Genomic DNA, 18,153 nt, shown 5'->3' with positions numbered 1-18,153 from the left:
GGCCGGCGCTTTCTGCCTGAGGTTTATTGCTTCAGGCGGTTGCCACCGGACGGCCGTAGAACGGATAGTTGGGATCGTTGTAGCCGTGGGTCGACGCGTGGCCCGGCGTGACCCAGTCATTGACGACGGCCTCGTCCTCGGCCGTAATCTTCACATCCAGGGCCGCGTAGTAGTCCTCCATCTGCGCCAGCGTGCGCGGACCGGCGATGACGGCGGTGATGATGGGATTGGCCAGCACCCAGGCGGTAGCGAAATGCCCCGCCTGCGTGCCACGGGCGGCGGCATGCGCCACCAGCTTTTGCGCGATTTCCAGGGACTCTTCGCGGAACTCAGTGGCCAGGATGCGGCGGTCGCCGCGTCCGGCGCGGCTGTCGGCCGCGGGCGCCTGGCCCGGCAGGTACTTGCCGGTGAGCACGCCGCGCGCGATCGGGCTGTAGGGCACGACGCCCAGGCCGTAGTGCTTGCAGGCGGGCAGGATCTCGACTTCGGGGCCGCGGTTGAGCATGTTGTAGTAAGGCTGGCACACGACGGGTTGCGGCACGCCGAGTTTTTCGCACAGGCGCATCCCTTCGGCGATGCGCCAGCCGCGGAAGTTGGACAGGCCGAAGCTGCGCAGCTTGCCGGCGCGGATCAGGTCGCCCAGGGCCCACAGGGCCTCTTCGAGGTTTTCCTCGTGGTAGTCGCGGTGCAGGTAGAGGATGTCCATGAAATCGGTGCCCAGGCGCGTGAGGCTGTCCTCCACGCCGCGGATGAGCCACTGGCGCGAATAGTGGGCCTGGTTCGGGCCTTCACCGACGGCGTTGCCGATCTTGCTGGCGAGCACCCAGTCGTGGCGCTGGCCTTTCAGCAGCTTGCCGACCACTTCTTCGGAACGGCCACCGTTGTAGACGTCGGCGGTGTCGATGAAGTTCAAGCCATGGTCCCGCGCGGACGCGACGATGCGCGCGGCTTCGTCGTCGGGGGTTTGCTCGCCGAACATCATGGTGCCCAGGCAGAGCGGAGAGACGCGAAGATTGCTGCGGCCGAGGCGGCGGTAGTTCATGGTTAGCTTCCTCTCATTCACGGAAATGGATTAGACGCGAGCATGCAACGGTAAGCCCGCGCCCGTCAAATTTGCACCTAAGGCATTCGTTTGGTTTTGTGAGGCTGGGTTCTTGAGTCGCCGGCATCCGGACTGCGGGATTCCGATGCTCGCCCCAGTGGGGCTGCGCTTCGGATCCCTCCGTCCGGCCACCGGCTCATGGCATCTGCCCATAAACGGGGTCCGAAATCAAGGCATCCGGCAACTGCCTGCCGAGGACTCCGGAGCCATCCGAAGCGCTGCCCCACCGGGGCGAGCATCGGAATAGCTGTCCACCGCGCTCCCCACCGTGGGGTGGAACCGGTCGTCGCCGAATATCTCGGTCAACTCGAAGCGCTTGAGCTTGTCGCGCACGGGATCCTTCATTTCCGCGAAATGGAGCGCGGCGCCGCGCTGGGCCAGGCTGCGGCTCAGTTCGCGCAGCATGTCCGCCGAGGTGACATCGACGCTGGTGACCGGCTCGGCCGCCACCACCACCCGGCGCACCGGCGTGGGCGAGGCGTCCACGGCTTCCATCAGGCGTTGCTGGAACAGCTCGGCATTGGCGAAGAACAACGGCGCGTCCCAGCGGAACAGCACCAGGCCGTCGATCAGCGAGGCATTCGGATAGCGCTTCAGGTCGTGGTAGCCGCGCAGGTTGGGCACCCGGCCCAGCACCGCGTAGTGCGGGCGCCAGCCGTCCCACAGGAATTCGATGACGGCGAGGACCACCGCCAGGCAGATGCCAGGAATGGCGCCGAACACCGCCACGCCGGCAAAGCATGCCATCGACAGCCAGAATTCCCATTGCTGGATGCGGTAGATGCGCCGCAGGTCCTTGAATTCGAACAGGCCGATGGCCGCTGCGATCACCACGGCGGCCAGCGCGCTGTTCGGCAGGTAACGCAGCAGATTCGGCGCCGCGACCAGCAAGACCGCCACCGCAATCGCGCCCACCACGCCCGTGAGCTGCGTGCGCGAACCCGCCGCCTCGGCCACCGGCGTGCGCGACGCGCTGCTGCTGATCGGAAAGCCCTGGAAGAAGCCGGCCGCCAGGTTGGCCACGCCCAGGCCCACCATTTCCTGGTTCGGATCGACCCGCGTATTGGTGCGCGCGGCATAGGTGCGCGACAGCACGCTGGTATCCGCGAACGCGATCAGCGCCACCGCGCAGCCGCCCAGCGCAATCTTGACCAGGTCCGCGTTGCTGAGCCATGGCAAGGCGAACTTGGGCAGCCCCTGCGGAATCTCGCCCAGTACCTTCACGCCCTGGGAATCCAGGTGCAACAGGCTGACCGCCAGCGTCGCCAGGATCACCGCGATCAGGATGCCCGGCACGCGCTCGAAGCGCTTGAGCAGCAGGATCACCGCCAGGGTCGCCGCCCCCACCGCGAAGCTGTACCAATTGGTCTGGCCCTGATACACGGCCTGTCCCAACTGCACCAGTTCGCGCAGCGGACCAGCGTCCTCGATGGAGATGGCGAACAGCTTGGGCAACTGGCTGACCAGCACCGTCAAGGCAATGCCGTTCATGTAGCCGTAGCGGATCGGCTTGGACAGCAGCTCGGTGATGAAGCCCAGCCGCAGCAAACCCATGACGATGCAGAACAGCCCGGCGACCAAGGCCATCAGGCTGGCCGCGGCCACGGCGCGCATGGGATCGCCTTCCGAAACGCTGAGCACCACCGCCAGGATGGGCGCGGCCAGGGCGGAGTCCGGCCCCAGCACCAGAATGCGGCTGGGGCCGAACAGCGCATAGGCCAATAGCGGGATGATGGTGGCATAAAGCCCATAGACGCCTGGGACGCCGGATGCTTCGGCATAGGCGATGCCGACTGGCACCAGCATGGTGGTCAGCACCAGGCCCGCGGCCAGGTCCTTCGGCAGCCAGGCGGCCTGGTACGACCGGAGCATCGCCAGCCCGGGCAGCCAGCGCAGCCAGCCGGCGGCGGACATATCCTTGGAGGCGGAAGTATGGGATGCCATGGGACCTTCGCAGTGTGGACGGGCGTGCCGGCAGCGCGTGTCAGGCTGCAAATCCGGTAGCGCCGATTCCGTAGTCTGACGCATTATTCATGCTTGCGGCCGTCCATGGCGGCGCACGGCACGGCATCCTTTCCTTATACAGGCACGGGCAAGAATCCACATGACGCAAATGCACAATCCCGAAGACGTCCCAGGCGCGTTCCAGGCCGCCTGGAACGATCATGACATGCAGGCGCTAGGCGCGTTGTTCCATGAGGACGCAACGTTTGTGAACCGGTTCGGCCACTATGTGCGCGGCGTCGACGAAATCGTCAAGATGCATGCTCCCATTCACGCCACCATCTATGGCGATTCCACGCTGGCGAACGAACTCGTCGGCGTGACGCCGATCGGCGCCGACGCGGCGATCGTGCACTTCTGGAGCCGCCTGGCGGCCGGCGCGGCCCATCCGGCGGGCGCGCATGCCGTCGACACCATGATTCTTGCCGTGCTAACGCGGCAGGCCGGCGCCTGGCGCATCAAGGCACTGGAGAACGTCACGCTGGTGAATCCCCGTACGGGCGTGGCTGTGCTGAGGGATGGCGGCTGAGCCTGCCGCCTACCTCTGCTTACAAACAACGCCTTTTGGCGCGCGTCGCGGGATGGTCCAGGCGCAACAAATAGCGGTAATCTGGCGAACCTTATCAGCAGTCCGCACTGGAAGATCCCATGTCCTATCTGCTTTTCATCGTCGAACCGGTGGGCCAGCGCGCCCAACGCACGCCCCAAGAAGGCCGTGAAGCCTATGCGCAGATGCTGCGCTATGCCGAAGACCTGAGCTCGCGCGGCCTGCTGGCCCGCGCGGAATCCCTGAAGTCCGAATCGGAAGCCGTGCGCTTGCAGATCCGCGACGGCGAACGCTCCCTGCTGGACGGTCCCTATGCCGAAGCCAAGGAAATGATCGGCGGCTTCTTCCTGTTGAACTGCGAAACCCGGGAAGAGGCGTTGGCGCTGGCGGCCGAATGCCCGGCAGCGCAATGGGCCACGGTGGAAGTCCGCGAACTGGGTCCGTGCTTCATGTAGCGGCCTCCAATCGGCTGCCTTACCGTTCAGCGGCATAACCGCGCCGCCCGCCCGTTCGAGGGTCGACGCCCGATTCCCTTTTCGGGCCTCGTCACCCGCAGGCCAAACCTAGTACTTACCCTAGGTTCATCATTTTCTTGTCGATCCCGCGTCTCGCCGTTCGTCGTGCCAGTACAAGCCCACCCACGGGCTGTGTTTTCTGAATCGAGGAGTCTCAGAAATGCGATACATGATCATCGTCCGGGCCACGCCGGACAGTGAGGCCGGCGTGATGCCGCAGGAAAGCCTGCTCGCCGCCATGGCGACCTATCACGAGGCGCTGGCCAAGGCCGGCGTGCTGCTGGACGCCAACGGCCTGCACCCTTCCTCCAAGGGCTGGCGGGTGCAGTACGACCAGGGCCAGCGCAAGATCGTCGACGGTCCGTTTGCCGAGACCAAGGAGCTGATCGCCGGCTACACCATGATCCAGGTGCGTTCGCGCGAGGAAGCCATGCAATGGGCGCTGCGCTTTCCCGAGCCCTTCCCCGGCCAGCCCTGCGCCGTCGAAGTGCGCCAGGTCTTCGAGCTGGACGAGTTCGGCCCCAGCGAGGGCGTCGAACGCTACCGACGGATACCCGGCAACGGTCAATGAGCACTATCGCCACACTCCCCCTACCCATCAACGGACTTCATTCATGCTGAAAACCCTGCTGCTCATCGTTCTGGCCGCCATCGTGCTGGTACTGGCCTACGCGGCCACGCGCCCGGACACCTTCCGCGTCGAACGCAGCGCGCAAATCCAGGCGCCGCCGGCGCGCCTGTTTCCCCTGATCAACGATCTGCATGCCTTCAACACCTGGAATCCCTACGAAAAGAAGGACCCCGCGATCAAGGGTACCTATGGCGCGGTGACGGCCGGCCCGGGCGCGACCTACGCATGGGAAAGCAAGGAAGTGGGCGTGGGCCAGATGCAGATAGAAAGCGCCGTGCCGGACGCTTCGGTGGCCATGCGGCTGACCTTCATCAAGCCCTTCTCCGCCGTCAACCAGGTCAACTTCACCCTGGCGCCGGCCGGCGACGGCACGCGAGTCACCTGGGCCATGGAAGGCCGGCTGAACTATGTCGCCAAACTGATGCACCTCTTTTTCAACATGGACAGCATGGTCGGGAAGGATTTCGAAGACGGGCTGGCCAACCTCAAGACCCTGGCAGAAAGGCGCTAGGACAACCACACTAAAAAGGAAGCGGGAACATCATGCACAACCAGATCTTCGTCAATCTCCCCATCAATGACATACAGAAATCGCAGGCCTTCTTCAAGGGCTTGGGCTTCAGCTTCAATCCGCAATTCACCAACGACCAGGGCGCCTGCATGGTCGTGAGCGAGAACATCTACGTCATGCTGCTGGTGAAGGATTTCTTCCAGACCTTTACCGGCAAGCCGGTGGCCGACGCCACGAAATCCACCGAGGTGCTGATCGCGCTGTCCTGCGACAGCCGCGCCGAGGTGGACGAACAGGTGGCGCGCGCCCTCGCCGGCGGCGGCACCGCTCCGCGCCAGCCCCAGGACCACGGTTTCATGTACGCCCACGGTTTCGAGGACCTGGACGGCCATGTCTGGGAGCTGGTGTACATGGTTCCCGGCGAAGTGCCCAACGCATGATGCAGGAGGCCGTGCATCGCGCCATCGAGGCAGTCTGGCGGATCGAGGCCGCCAGCGTCATCGCCGGCGTCGCGCGCCTGGTGCGCGACGTCGGGCTGGCTGAAGAGCTGGCGCAGGATGCCTTGGTCGCCGCCCTGGAACGCTGGCCCGAAACCGGCGTGCCGGACAACCCGGGAGCGTGGCTGATGACTACCGCCAAGAACCGCGCGCGCGACCGGCTGCGGCTGAACGCGCTGCATACGCGCAAGCACGAGCAGATCGGGCACGAGCTGGAGGCTCTGCAGGCCGACGTCGAGCCCGACTTCGTCGACGCGCTGGACGCCGCGCGCCAGGACGACATCGGCGACGACCTGCTGCGGCTGGTATTCACCGCCTGCCACCCGCTGCTGTCCACCGAGGCGCGCGTGGCGCTGACCCTGCGCCTGCTGGGCGGGCTGACCACGGCCGAGATCGCGCGCGCCTTCCTGGCCTCGGAATCCACCATCGCGCAGCGCATCGTGCGCGCCAAGCGCAGCCTGTCCGCGGCCAACGTGCCGTTTGAAGTCCCCAGGGCCGAGGAGCGGGCGCCGCGCCTGGCGTCGGTGCTGGAAGTCATCTACCTGATCTTCAACGAGGGCTATTCGGCCACCTCCGGCGATGACTGGGTCCGTCCCGCGCTATGCGACGAAGCGCTGCGCCTGGGCCGCATCCTGGCCCAGCTCGCGCCCGGTGAAAGCGAGGTCCACGGATTGACCGCGTTGATGGAGCTGCAGGCTTCGCGCCTGCACGCGCGCACCGACGCGCAAGGCCGCCCCGTGCTGCTGATGGAACAGGATCGCGGCCGCTGGGATCCGCTGCTGATCCGGCGCGGACTGGCGGCGCTAGCGCTGTCGGACAGCCTGGGCGCGCCGCGCGGCCCTTACGCCTTGCAGGCCGAGCTGGCCGCCTGCCACGCCCGCGCGCGCACGCCGGAGGAAACCGACTGGCCGCGCATCGTGGCGCTGTACGACGCGCTGGCGCAGGCCATGCCGTCGCCGGTGGTGGAGCTGAACCGCGCCGTCGCCGTGGGCATGGCGTTTGGCCCCCAGGCCGGGCTGGACCTGGCCGACCATCTGGCCGGGGAGCCGGCACTGGCCAATTACCACTGGCTGCCCAGCGTGCGCGCCGACCTGCTGGCCAAGCTGGGACGCAAGGCCGAAGCCCGCGCCGAGTTCGAACGCGCGGCCGGCATGACACGCAACGCGCGCGAACGGGAACTGCTGCTGGCACGGGCGCGCGACATGTCCGACTCCTAGACGCGCCGGTCCGGGCGCCGGGGCCCTGGCCGGCATGCTTAAATCCCTCCATGCGCCCCGCCGACCATGCCCCGTCCGACCTTGCCGCGCCCGCCATGCCGGGCGTGCCGCAGGCGTTCGAGCATCCTGGCGACCGGGCCGAGTTCCGCCAAGCGGCGCACCAGCCCGGCGTGGAGCTGTACCGCGCCCACATCATCCGCTACGCCTTCGAACCCCACACCCACGAAGCCTACGGATTGGGCGCGATCGAGGCCGGCGTCGAGCGCTTCCGCTACCGCGGTGCGGAGCATCTGGCGCCCTCGGGCTCGGTGGTGCTGATGAACCCCGACGAATTGCATACCGGCCGCGCCGAAACCGAGGGCGGCTGGCGCTATCGCATGGTCTACCTGGACCCGAACGTGGTGGCGCGCGTGGCCGGCGAAAGCGGCTGGTGGTTCGATACGGCCGTCGGCCATGACGCCGCCGGCGCGCAGCGCGTCACCATGCTGCTGGACACCTTGTGGCAGGCGCGCGAGCCATTGGCTTTCGACAGCGCGCTGTACGCGCTGCTGGGAGAATTCCGCCGCCATGCGCGCGTGCCGCGCGCGGCCCGCGACGAAGGCTCGCCGCGCTTCGCGCCCGTCATCGATTATCTGCGCGCCCATCTGGCGCGGCGCCTGACGCTGGACGAACTCGCGGCCGTGGCCGGGCTCAGCCCTTTTCATTTCCTGCGCAGCTTCCAGGCGCAGTACCACGCCACGCCGCAGCAGATGCTGATGGCCCTGCGGCTGTTCGAGGCCAAGCGCCGGCTGGCAGCGGGCGAACCTCCGGCCCAGGTGGCGCTGGCCGCGGGGCTGACCGACCAGGCCCACCTGACCCGCGCCTTTGCGCGCCGCTACGGCGTCACGCCCTCGCGCTATCAGAAGCAAGTCCGCGCCTGAGTCGCGCGCAGCAATCTGGTACAAGACGCGCCGCCCGCGCGCTGGCTAGACTGCCGCCATTCGTGACCTGGAGCGACGTCGTATGTGGGCTGGAACCCTTTACGCCCTGGCCGCCGGCCTGATGTGGGGCCTGGTGTTCGTGGGGCCCCTGTTGCTGCCGGAATACCCCGCCGCGCTGCAATCCGTGGCGCGCTATCTGGCGTTCGGCCTGATCGCGCTGCCGCTGGCCTGGCTGGACCGCCGCGGGCTGCGCCAGTTGCAGCGCGCCGACTGGATCGAAGCGCTGAAGCTGGCCGCCATCGGCAACCTGCTCTACTACCTGTGCCTGGCCAGCGCCATCCAGCGCGCGGGCGGCCCCGTACCCACCATGATCATCGGCACCCTGCCCGTGGTCATCGCCATCAGCGCCAACCTGCGCAACGCCCAGCGCGACGGCCGGCTGCCATGGAAGCGGCTGGCGCCCGCGCTGGCCTTGATCGCGCTGGGCATCGCCTGCGTCAACCAGGTCGAGCTTCAAGCCTTGCGCCAGGAGCCGGACGCCGACATGTCGCGTTACGCCATCGGCGCGCTGCTGGCGCTGGGCGCGGTGGCCTGCTGGACCTGGTATCCGCTGCGCAACGCGGACTGGCTGCGCGCCCACCCCGACCGCAGCCCCCGCACCTGGGCCACGGCCCAGGGCGTGGCGACGCTGCCGCTGGCGCTGGCGGGCTATCTCGTATTGTGGGCCGGCATGGCCGCGGCCGGCAGCGACTTTCCCATGCCGGCCGGCCCCCGGCCCGAAGTCTTCCTGGCCTTGATGGCCATCATCGGCCTGTTCGCGTCCTGGCTGGGCACTTTGTGCTGGAACGAAGCCAGCCAGCGCCTGCCCACCGCCCTGGCCGGACAGCTGATCGTGTTCGAAACGCTGGCGGCGCTGGCCTATGCCTACATGCTGCGCGGGCAGATGCCCCAGCCACTGACGCTAATCGGCATTGCTTGCCTGATGGTGGGCGTGCTGCGCGCGGTGCGGATCAAGCCCGAGCCCCTGCCCGTGGCTGCGTAGGGCCGCGCCCCAGCGGACATCGGCCCAGACCGGTGCTAGCGACAACCGCGCGACGTCTACAGCCCGGGACCTTTCAAGCGCCGCAGGCGCCATGCCAGGAAGACGCCGCCCAGCCCGGCCGCGGCCACGATGAGCGAAGCCACCGACCAGCCGTAGCGGTCGATCGCGCCGCCCACCGCCAGCGGACCGATCACCTGGCCCAGGCCGCTGCCCTGCATCACCAGCCCCACCGAAGCCGGCGTCAGCGCTGGCCGCGGCGCCAGCAACGGCGCCGTGCCGAGCAGCGTGGCCGGTATCAGCCCGCCCACTGCCGAGAACAGCACGCACAGCAGGAAGGTGGGCATGGCCGGCAGCACCGAGCGGAAGATCAGGAGCGCCACCGCGCCCATGATCAGGCTGGCGCAGGCGATCAATGTCGAACGGCGCCAGCCGCGTGCCAGCAGCACGCCCGCGCCCAGGTTGCCGACCACGTTGGCAGCGCTGGCGATGGCGCTGTACAGGCCAGCGGTCGCCAGCGGCAGGCCCAACTGCTCGGTCAGCAGCACGGGCAGGAAGGTGAACAGCGCGAAGAACATCAGGCTGTAGAGCGTGAACGACAGCGCCAGCAGGCGCGGACCGGGCGCGCCCATGGTATCGACCGTGTCCTGCCGCAAGCCCCGCCACGACAGGCTGGCTCCGCCCGGGTTGGCCGGCGCCAGCGCCGCCACGCACACAATGGCCACCAGCACCGCCGCGCCCGCGCACCACCAATAGGCCTGCCAGCCGCTGAAGGCTTGCGAGGCCAGCATCGCAATCGCCATGCCGGCCGGCATGTAGCAGCTCCACAGCGCGAAGGCGAAGTCGCGGGTGGACGCCGACACCATGCGCTGCAGGGCCGCGGGCCCCGCCACGGTAATCATCAGGAAGCCCAGCCCCTCCACCACCCGCGAGGCCAGCAGGACACTGTAGGCGGTCGCCATCGCGCCTATCACCGAACCCACCGCCGTCGCCACCAAACCCGCCAGCAGCATGCGTCGCGCGCCGTAGCGGTTGATGACGCCCCCGGCCGCGATCCCGCCGACCAGCCCCAGGATAGAAAACACCGCGGCCAACGCACCAATGGAGGCCAGGTCCAACCCCATGTCCTTGCGCAGCAAGGGCGCGGCGATGATGACCTTGCCCACCTGCAGCGCCGCCACCACGCCCGCCCCCACGATGGCCAGCACCGCCGACCAGCGCGTTCCTTCCTTGCCCATCCCTGTCTCCCTTGTTTTGCGACCCAGCCAGGATGCCAGCGCAAGCCGATCCTGGTAAGTGATAATCTTTTGATGTACTTGATCGATTTAATAGATCAGCCGGCAAGATGATAGACGCCCTGACCCTGGACCAGTTGCGCGTGTTCGCCGCCGTGGCCGACGCCGGCAGTTTCCGCGCGGCCGCGCGCCGCCTGTCGCGGGTGCAGTCAGCCGTCAGCCATGCCATCGCCAATATGGAAGCGCAACTGGGCGTGACGCTGTTCGACCGCAACGGCCACCGGCCCGTGATGACGCCAGAAGGGGCTGCGCTGCTGGCCAACGCCCGCGACATCCTGCTGCGCGTGGACGCCATGCGCGCCCGCGCCCAGGGCCTGGGCGAAGGCGTCGAGCTGGAACTGTCGCTGGCGGTGGACACGCTGTTTCCGATCGCCGAGGTCGGCGCCGCCCTGAACGCCCTGCGCGCGGCCTACCCGTCCGTCGCCGTCCGGGTTTCGGTGCTGCCCCTGGGCGGCCCGGTGGAAGCGCTGCTGACGCGCAGCCACACGCTGGCCATCGTCGCCGGCGACCATTTCCGCAACCCGCGCATCGTGATGCAGGCGCTGTCGTCCGTGCAGATGGTGGCGGTGGTCGGCGCCGGACATGCGTTGGCGCAGCGCGTCGCCGCCGACATCCCGCTGGGTCCGGCGGAACTCGCCGATCATGTGCAGATCGTGCAAATGGACCCTTCCTCCTTGACCCAGGGCCGCGACTTCGCGGTGCTGTCGCCGCAGACCTGCCGCGTCAGCGGCCAGGACACCAAGCACGCCCTGATCCTGGCGGGCGTAGGCTGGGGCCGGCTGCCATTCTGGCAGGTGCAGCGCGATCTGGCCGAAGGCCGGCTGCTGCGCCTGCCGACCGACAGCCTGGGCCGCGGCAGCCAGGTGGCCAGTGAAACCTATCTGGCGCACCGCATCGACCAGCCCCTGGGACCCGCTGCCCGCGTGCTGGCGGCCGCCTTGCGCGCCGCCGCGCATCAGGGCTTGGATGCCGGGGACGCCGGCGCCCGCGCGTAGCTCACGCCCATGCCGGCGCGCACGTCGTTCTGGATGCCGTAGGGCGGAATCGGATAGCGCAGACCGTTGGCCGACAAGGCCTTCATGCCCTCGATGGCGATGGGCAGGTAGCGCGGCGGCAAGGCCATCAGCATTTCCTCGTCGGGCACGCCGCCGTAGCGGCGTTCCGCGTAACAGGGCAAGGACAGGCTGGGTTCGCCGGTGGCCAACGCCCGGCCCCAGGAGTCCGCACAGGCCGTCTCGCCCACCACGCTCCAGTCGAAGCGTCGGTAATTCTTCCATTGCAGGCCGTTGATGAGAATGATCATCTGGCCCGGCGTGGCATAGATCAGGCAGATGTCCGGCGGGTCCAGCCGGCCCGCAGCCAGCGGCGACACCACCAGCCCGCGATACTTGCCCGCCGGCACACAGGACAATGCCTCCTGGCGCGCCTGGGCGTCTTCCTGGGTGGCGTGCCACACGCCCACATAGTCCTCGCCGCGCTTCCAGGCTTGGTCCTGCGGTCCCAGGCCGATCACGGCGCGGCATTGGGCGCCGACCAGGTCGTCGCCCGTGATGCCCACGGTCCAGCCGAGCCGGGCGGCCATGCCGACTATCTGGTCGGTGGTGTGCGTGGCCTGCGGCCGCCGCAAGCCCTTTACCGCCGCCATATCTTCTTCACGTTCGTAGAGCTTCATGCCGATGACCGTGGTCTTCAGGCGCAGCAATTTGTTCAGTTCATCGACCAGCGATGCCCAGTTCAGTGTCGTCTCTTCCATGCCCGTCCCTTGGACTGTTGTGCGCGGACTTTGCCGCATTGCCGCAGATTGATCGCGGTCAGCAATGACTATAACGAATCGCCCGCCGGGCCCTTGATTGATCTATCGTGGAATGCGGCAATCCTGCCAGCGGCACGCGCGCAGGACACTCCCCGGCTTCCAAGGAGCCCACCATGAACCGTTTCGAACAGAAGACCGTCCTGATCACCGGCGGCACCAGCGGCATCGGCCTCGCCGCCGCCCAGGCGTTCGCCGCCGAAGGCGCCCGCGTGGTCGTCACCGGCCGCGATGCCGCGGTGCTGAAGCAGGTGCGCGCCAGCCTGGGTTCCCATGCGCTGGCGCTGCGCAACGACGCCGGCGCGCCCGGTGCCCCCGCCGCCCTGGCGACCGAACTGCGCCAGGCCGGCATCCGCCTGGACGCCGTGTTCATCAACGCCGGCGTGGCGCGTTTCGCGCCCCTGGCCGAAGCCACCGAAGCGCTCTGGGACCAGACGTTCTCGACCAACGTCAAGGGCGCCTTCTTTCAATTGCAGGCGCTGGACCCGCTGCTCAATCCGGGCGCGTCCATCGTGCTGAATGGCTCGATCAACGCCCGTATCGGCATGCCGGCATCCTCCATCTACGCCGCCAGCAAAGCGGCGCTGATCTCCCTGGCCAAGACCCTGTCAGCGGAACTGCTGCCACGCGGCATACGCGTCAACGTCATCAGCCCCGGCCCCGTCGCCACGCCGATCTACGACAAGCTGGGCCTGGACGCCGCTGCGCTGGAAAAGACCGCCGCCAGCATCCGCGCCCAGGTGCCGCTGGGCCGCTTTGGCACGCCGCAGGAGATCGCCTCGACCGTGCTGCACCTGGCCTCGCCCGAGTCCGCCTTCATCGTCGGCACCGAGATCATTGCGGACGGGGGCATGAGCCAGTTGTAGGCCTTGTCCGGCCGGCTTGGCGCGGGCTTATCTGCCGATACCTGCGGCTAGGCTCCGATGGAACGCAGCGCGCGCTTGCAGATGCGTTGCGTCGCCTCGGCCGGCTTGCCTTTGGACCAGCGCGCGCAGACCTCGCGTACCCAATCCGGCTGGTCCTTGCTGGCGTCGTTCAGCCAGTTTGCGACCGAGTCCTGCACGTAGACGGCCGGGTCGGCCCGCAGCGGCTCAAGCAGGGGCAGCGCCCTGCCGGGATCGGCCTTCAAGGCCGCAATGTGCGCGCACCAGACCCCGCGCGGCCGCAGCGACTCGCTGGCGTAACGGCGCACGCGTTCGGAGGCATCCGCCGTCCAGGGCTGCAGCAGTTCCAATGCCGTGTCCAGCTCGGCCGCCAACTGCGGGCGCAGCGCCAGCCAGGCCCATTCCCGCACGCCGAAATGCGCATCGTCGGCCAGCGGCCAGATCAACGCCAGCCGCTGCTTCAGGGTCAGATCCGGCATCATCCCGACCATAAAGCAGGCCCAGCCCCGGACGGTATCCGAGCGGTGGTTGCGCAACGGTTTGAAGGCGTCCTTGCCCAGGCCCTCCTGCAAGTGATGCGCTGCAGCGGCCATGCGCTTGGAGATCCCCATCCCAGCCTGGGCGCGCAGCGCGGCGATGGCCTCGGCGCCCACCTGCGGGGCGGCCGCCTGCATCAGTTCGGCAAAGTCCACAGCCAGGCATTCAGTCAGGTTGCCGGCCGGTTCGCCGGCGTTCAGCTGCGCCAGGCGCTCGGCGCTGATGTCCTTCACGCCCCGGCCCGTCGGCGCGGCTGAGGTCTTCTTGCTCATTGCGTAGTCTCCTGCCCAGTAGCCCGGCCCGAGTCGGTTCCTTGCCAGATCTTGCCCAGCAGCGCGCGCAGGCTGGCCCGGTCCGCGAGGCTCAAGCCCGCGAACAAGGAGCCTATCCAGTCCGTATGCGTCTTGAACAACTGCCCGGCCTCGGCCCGCCCCTTGGCGCTGAGCTTCACGATAATCTTGCGCCGGTCCTCCTTGCCAGCGCGCCGCAAGACGAATCCGTCGCGCTCCAGGCCGTCCAGCAGGCCCGTGACCGTGGCCCGCGTGACACCGGCGCCATCGGCCAGCTCGTGCGGCGACATACCGTCCGCCTGCTCGTGCAGCAGGAACAGCAGCACGAACTTCCCTTCCGACAATTGGCGCGGCGCCAGCCGGGCGGCGCAATCCCGGTCGATGGCGTTGGCCAGCGACAGCAGCTGAAAGCAAAGGCCTATCCCGTCCGCCGTCGGCAGGCCGCGCCTGGCCGCGACTTCAAGCAGCGCGCGGTGCTTGGGTTCCAGCATGTGTTGCGGGTCTTGCATGGGGAATCTGATCCTGTGATTCTCGACGCCGATATAATAAGGCGCCTAACTATTTATCCGCAAGACGGCCCGTCCGACTCGAACCGCTATCATCCTGGCTATCTCAGCAGTCGACGACTGAATCCATGCCCCTACCCTCCCGCGTGACCCTGCGCCGCATGCAGGAAGACGACATCCCCATGCTGCTGGCCATGGAATCGGATCCCGAGGTCATGCGCCACAGTACCGGCGTCAAACCGGCAGACGAGGCACGGCGGCAAGAGCTGCTGGCATGGCTGCGTGAACCGCTGACCCGGCTAGGCCATTGGGCGGTCGCGATCGATGGCGCCGCAGTGGGCTGGGTGAGCCTGGTCCCTCTGGCAGGCACGGACAGCATCCAGCTTGCCTATCGGCTGCAACGCGCGGTTTGGGGACGGGGGTACGCCAGCCAGGCAGCGAAGCAGTTGTGCGAATACGCCTGGCGCGAGCTTGAAGTGGCCGAACTCGTCGCGGTGGTCTGGCCCGACAACCAAGCCTCCGTTCGCGTCCTGGAGAAACTGGGTTTCACGTTCCGCACGCGCGAACGCCACTACGACCGCGACACCATCGTCTATGCACTGCCGCGTCCTGCCGCCGAATCCGACCTATCATTGCGGCCCTGATCTCCCCATGCGCCATTCATGCAGAAATCCGCCATGAACTACCCCGTGCTTCCCGCGTCCGAATTCTCCGCCGCCCGTGTCGTGCCCGAGCTGCTCGTGTCCGACATCCACAAGAGTCTGCATTTCTGGTGCGGGCTCTGCGGGTTCTCGATAGCCTACGACCGCCCGGAAGACCATTTCGCCTATCTGGACAAGAGTGGTTCGCAGGTCATGCTGGAGGAACACGGCCACGGCAGGAACTGGATCACCGGCCCGCTGGAAGCGCCGCTGGGACGCGGGATCAATCTGCAGATCGAGGTGCCTTCGATCACGCCGATGGTCGACGCCTTGCGCGGCGCCGGCTGGCCGCTGTACATGGAACCCGAGGAGAAGTGGTACCGCGCCGGTACGACCGAGGTCGGCGTGCACCAGTTCCTGGTGCAGGATCCCGATGGCTATCTCATCCGCTACTCGGCGAGCCTGGGCGGGCGCGACGTTCCGCCGGCGGCCTGAGCCACGGCGGCTTGGAGGCGGCGTCCCAGCCGCCTCCAACCAGGGTCTTCACCGGTACAACACCGTCGGCAGCCACATGCCTATGCCGGGGAACACGTACAGCAGGAAGATCGCCACCACCTGGATGCCCATGAACGGCATCATGCCCAGGAAGATCTGGTTCAGCGTCACGTGCGGCGGCGACACGCCCTTCAGGTAGAACGCCGACATCGCCACTGGCGGCGACAGGAAGGCCGTCTGCAGGTTCAGCGCCACCAGCAGGCCGAAGAACAACGGGTCAATGCCGAAGGTGTTGAGCAGCGGCACGAAAATGGGCATGAAGATCACGATGATCTCGGTCCATTCCAGCGGCCAGCCCAGCAGGAAGATGATGACCTGCGCCAGCAGCAGGAACTGCAGCTGCGACAGCCCCAGCGACAGCACCCACTCTTCGATGATGCGCTGTCCGCCCAGCAGCGCAAAAGCCGCCGAGAAGATCGACGAGCCCACGAACAGCCAGCACACCATGGCGCTGGTCTTGGCGGTCAGGAATACGGATTCGCGCAGCACCGGCAGGTTCAGCCGCCGGTACGCCAGCGCCAGCAGCGCGCCGCCCATGGCGCCCATGGCGGCAGCCTCGCTAGGCGTGGCCAGGCCGAAGGCGATGGAGCCCAGCACCGCCGCGATCATCACGGCCAGCGGGAAGAACGAGGCCATCAACATCTTGAAGATTTCCATGCGCGCCCAGGTCAGCATCGCATAGAACAGCGCCAGGATTGCCGCGCAGATGGCCGCGAAGATCCAGAACCCCTTGGGCGCGGCGATGCCCTCGCCTGCGGCGGCCGGCGCCTGCGCGGCGGCCGACTGCGAGGCGGCTGACTGCGAGGCGGGCGCGGGCGCGGCCGCCGGCGTGCCTGGCGGTTCGGCCAGGCCGGTGGCGGTCGCCGGCTCACTGGAGGGAGGCTCGGCCAGTTCGTTGGACGGCGGCTCTGCCAGGCCATCGGCGGACGGCTCGCTCAATTCCGAATCGAAGCCCCCTGATCCCAGCTGCAGTTCGGCGGGAATCTCGTACACGACCTCCGGGCGCGTCGTCGCCTGATAGACCACCGCCACCAGCAACACCGTCACCGCCAGTGGCGCCAGCGCCAGCGCCATATTGCGCATCAGGAAGCCGAACGGCACGTCCTGGTTGCGGCGCCCTTTGAACAAGGCCGCCAGCATGCCGGACAAGGCGCGCGTATAGCCGCCCGACGCCAGCGCCGCGGATTCCCGGGACAGCGGCACGCCGCGCTCTTCCTTGGGCAGCGGCGGCGCCATGTCGGGGCGCAGCTTGGCCAGGATGATCACGTAGACCATGTACAGCACCGCCAGCATGATGCCGGGGAACAGCGCTCCGGCGTACAGCTGCACCACCGACACGCCAGTGGTCGCGCCGTAGACGATCAGCATCACGGAAGGCGGCAGCAGAATGCCCAGGCAACCGCCCGCCGTGATGGAGCCAGCGGTCAGGCGCACGCTGTAGCCGGCCTTCAGCATGGCGGGCATGGCCAGCAGGCCCATCAGGGTGACCACGGCGCCGACGATGCCCGTGGCGGTGGCGAAGATCGCGCAGGTTGCCAGCGTGGCGACCGCCAGCGCGCCCGGCAAGCGCGCCAGCGCCAGATGCATCGAACGGAACAGCTTCTCGATCAGGTTGGCGCGTTCGACCAGATAACCCATGAACACGAACAGCGGGATCGAAATCAGCGAGTCGTTGGTCATCGTGGCGTAGGTCCGCTGCACCATCAGGTCCAGCGTCTGCCCGACCGAGCGGCCGGCGTCCGCGCTCTGCATGTAGTACGCCAGGAACGTGAATAGCACCCCCATGCCCATCAGCGTGAACGCCGTGGGAAAGCCCAGCATGATGGCCACCACGATCAGGGCCAGCATCAGCAGGCCTATGTGGCCGGTGGTGAGATGGTCCCAGGGCGTCAGGAACGCAATCATCAGCAGCACCAGCCCGATGCACGACAGGCCGAACCACAGCGCTTTATGGATCTTCATGAGCGCGGCTCCCCGGAGGTGACGTAGCGGTCCAGCTTGGCGATGTCCTCGTCCTTGACATGCACCATCTGCTTGAGCTTGTCGACGTCCACTTCCTCGACGTCTTCCGCGCGCGAGGGCCAGGCGCCGCGCCGCAGGCAGAGCACGCAGCGCAGCACTTCCGCCACGCCCTGCAACAGCAGCACCGCGCCCGCTATGGGAATAAAGGCCTTGAAGGGATAGATGGGCGGCCCGTTGGCCATGAGCGACGAATGCTCGCGGATGGCGATGGAATAGCCGGCGTAATACCAGCCGGCCCACACCAGCGCGATCACGCCGGGGAAGAAGAACACGATGTACAGGATCAGGTCCAGCGCCGCCTGCACGCGCGGCGGCAGGAAGCCGTACAGGATGTCGCCACGCACATGCCCGTTCTTGGCCAGGGTATAGGCCCCCGCCATCATGAACAGAATGCCGTAGTACATCATCTGCATGTCGAACGCCCAGGCGCTGGGCTGGTTCCACAGGTAGCGCGCGGCCACCTCCCAACAGACATGCAGGGTAAGAACGACGATCAACCAGGCAAATGTCTGCCCGACAAAAGTGGAGATACGGTCTATGAAACGTACGATGCGGATCATCTCACTTCCAGGTCAAGACGCATGGCGTCCCGCCGCGCGCCGATGAACGGCGCGCGGCGCGGGATACAGG

The 18,153-nt window shown here is 67.5% G+C and carries 20 protein-coding genes; 12 read left to right on the top strand and 8 right to left on the bottom strand.

What is annotated here, in order from left to right; translation table 11 throughout:
• Positions 1-31: 31 nt before the first annotated feature.
• The gene (locus AC6LKD_RS30370) at positions 32-1,042 is read right to left on the bottom strand and encodes an aldo/keto reductase (RefSeq protein WP_498118355.1); all 1,011 of its coding nucleotides are present in this window, start codon (positions 1,040-1,042) and stop codon (positions 32-34) included.
• Positions 1,043-1,270: 228 nt separating this feature from the next.
• The gene (locus tag AC6LKD_RS30365) at positions 1,271-3,046 is read right to left on the bottom strand and encodes a SulP family inorganic anion transporter (protein ID WP_013394240.1); all 1,776 of its coding nucleotides are present in this window, start codon (positions 3,044-3,046) and stop codon (positions 1,271-1,273) included.
• Between the two features lie 160 nt (positions 3,047-3,206).
• On the opposite strand from AC6LKD_RS30365, the gene AC6LKD_RS30360 reads away from it, so the two are divergent.
• From AC6LKD_RS30360 to AC6LKD_RS30325, 8 genes are all read left to right on the top strand, one after another.
• Positions 3,207-3,635, top strand: coding sequence for an SgcJ/EcaC family oxidoreductase (locus AC6LKD_RS30360; RefSeq protein WP_013394241.1), 429 nt, complete (start codon positions 3,207-3,209; stop codon positions 3,633-3,635).
• A gap of 119 nt (positions 3,636-3,754) precedes the next feature.
• Positions 3,755-4,108, top strand: a complete 354-nt coding sequence (locus tag AC6LKD_RS30355) for a YciI family protein (RefSeq protein WP_013394242.1) — start codon at positions 3,755-3,757, stop codon at positions 4,106-4,108.
• 220 nt (positions 4,109-4,328) lie between these two features.
• Complete coding sequence (locus AC6LKD_RS30350; protein ID WP_013394243.1) at positions 4,329-4,739, top strand: YciI family protein; 411 nt, start codon at positions 4,329-4,331, stop codon at positions 4,737-4,739.
• 43 nt (positions 4,740-4,782) lie between these two features.
• Positions 4,783-5,310, top strand: coding sequence for an SRPBCC family protein (locus AC6LKD_RS30345; RefSeq protein ID WP_013394244.1), 528 nt, complete (start codon positions 4,783-4,785; stop codon positions 5,308-5,310).
• 32 nt (positions 5,311-5,342) lie between these two features.
• Positions 5,343-5,750 carry a VOC family protein gene (locus AC6LKD_RS30340; RefSeq protein ID WP_498118354.1) on the top strand — a complete coding sequence of 136 codons (408 nt, stop codon included), beginning with the start codon at positions 5,343-5,345 and terminating at the stop codon, positions 5,748-5,750.
• A complete protein-coding gene (locus tag AC6LKD_RS30335) occupies positions 5,747-7,024 on the top strand; it encodes an RNA polymerase sigma factor (RefSeq protein ID WP_498118353.1) in 1,278 nt (425 codons plus the stop codon). Before AC6LKD_RS30340 ends, AC6LKD_RS30335 begins: the two co-directional genes overlap by 4 nt.
• Positions 7,025-7,119: 95 nt before the next feature.
• Positions 7,120-7,944 (top strand): AraC family transcriptional regulator, encoded by an 825-nt coding sequence (locus tag AC6LKD_RS30330; protein ID WP_498118356.1) that lies wholly within the window; start codon positions 7,120-7,122, stop codon positions 7,942-7,944.
• A gap of 82 nt (positions 7,945-8,026) precedes the next feature.
• Positions 8,027-8,986, top strand: a complete 960-nt coding sequence (locus tag AC6LKD_RS30325; protein WP_498118352.1) for a DMT family transporter — start codon at positions 8,027-8,029, stop codon at positions 8,984-8,986.
• 56 nt (positions 8,987-9,042) lie between these two features.
• Here AC6LKD_RS30325 and AC6LKD_RS30320 read toward each other — a convergent pair whose 3' ends face one another.
• On the bottom strand, positions 9,043-10,221 hold the full coding sequence (locus AC6LKD_RS30320; protein WP_498118351.1) for an MFS transporter: 1,179 nt from the start codon (positions 10,219-10,221) through the stop codon (positions 9,043-9,045).
• 107 nt (positions 10,222-10,328) lie between these two features.
• On the opposite strand from AC6LKD_RS30320, the gene AC6LKD_RS30315 reads away from it, so the two are divergent.
• The gene (locus AC6LKD_RS30315) at positions 10,329-11,273 is read left to right on the top strand and encodes a LysR family transcriptional regulator (RefSeq protein WP_498118350.1); all 945 of its coding nucleotides are present in this window, start codon (positions 10,329-10,331) and stop codon (positions 11,271-11,273) included.
• Here the strand turns inward: AC6LKD_RS30315 and AC6LKD_RS30310 are convergent.
• Complete coding sequence (locus AC6LKD_RS30310) at positions 11,234-12,031, bottom strand: DUF169 domain-containing protein (protein ID WP_013394251.1); 798 nt, start codon at positions 12,029-12,031, stop codon at positions 11,234-11,236. The two genes, AC6LKD_RS30315 and AC6LKD_RS30310, sit on opposite strands and share 40 nt — an antisense overlap.
• A 173-nt stretch (positions 12,032-12,204) precedes the next feature.
• Between AC6LKD_RS30310 and AC6LKD_RS30305 the strand changes: the two genes are divergently transcribed.
• On the top strand, positions 12,205-12,954 hold the full coding sequence (locus AC6LKD_RS30305) for an SDR family oxidoreductase (RefSeq protein ID WP_013394252.1): 750 nt from the start codon (positions 12,205-12,207) through the stop codon (positions 12,952-12,954).
• A gap of 47 nt (positions 12,955-13,001) precedes the next feature.
• On the opposite strand, the gene AC6LKD_RS30300 is transcribed toward AC6LKD_RS30305, so the two are convergent.
• A complete protein-coding gene (locus AC6LKD_RS30300) occupies positions 13,002-13,781 on the bottom strand; it encodes a DNA alkylation repair protein (protein ID WP_498118349.1) in 780 nt (259 codons plus the stop codon).
• The gene (locus tag AC6LKD_RS30295; RefSeq protein ID WP_492276155.1) at positions 13,778-14,308 is read right to left on the bottom strand and encodes a MarR family winged helix-turn-helix transcriptional regulator; all 531 of its coding nucleotides are present in this window, start codon (positions 14,306-14,308) and stop codon (positions 13,778-13,780) included. The genes AC6LKD_RS30300 and AC6LKD_RS30295 overlap by 4 nt, the downstream gene beginning before the upstream one ends.
• A 125-nt stretch (positions 14,309-14,433) precedes the next feature.
• Between AC6LKD_RS30295 and AC6LKD_RS30290 the strand changes: the two genes are divergently transcribed.
• Both AC6LKD_RS30290 and AC6LKD_RS30285 read left to right on the top strand, forming a co-directional pair.
• A complete protein-coding gene (locus tag AC6LKD_RS30290; protein ID WP_498118348.1) occupies positions 14,434-14,949 on the top strand; it encodes a GNAT family N-acetyltransferase in 516 nt (171 codons plus the stop codon).
• Between the two features lie 18 nt (positions 14,950-14,967).
• Positions 14,968-15,441 (top strand): bleomycin resistance protein, encoded by a 474-nt coding sequence (locus AC6LKD_RS30285; protein WP_498118347.1) that lies wholly within the window; start codon positions 14,968-14,970, stop codon positions 15,439-15,441.
• A gap of 48 nt (positions 15,442-15,489) precedes the next feature.
• Here the strand turns inward: AC6LKD_RS30285 and AC6LKD_RS30280 are convergent, their stop codons facing one another.
• Both AC6LKD_RS30280 and AC6LKD_RS30275 read right to left on the bottom strand, forming a co-directional pair.
• Positions 15,490-17,463: a TRAP transporter large permease gene (locus AC6LKD_RS30280; RefSeq protein WP_498118346.1), complete on the bottom strand. Its 1,974-nt coding sequence runs from the start codon at positions 17,461-17,463 to the stop codon at positions 15,490-15,492.
• Entirely contained in the window at positions 17,460-18,083 is a 624-nt protein-coding gene (locus AC6LKD_RS30275) for a TRAP transporter small permease subunit (protein WP_498118345.1), read from the bottom strand. Before AC6LKD_RS30275 ends, AC6LKD_RS30280 begins: the two co-directional genes overlap by 4 nt.
• Between the last annotated feature and the right edge of the window lie 70 nt (positions 18,084-18,153).

It is taken from the genome of Achromobacter sp. D7-1 (genome assembly GCF_059760445.1).
The sequence above is the reverse complement of the archived record's forward strand: the minus strand, read 5'-3'. Positions and strand labels throughout refer to the sequence as shown.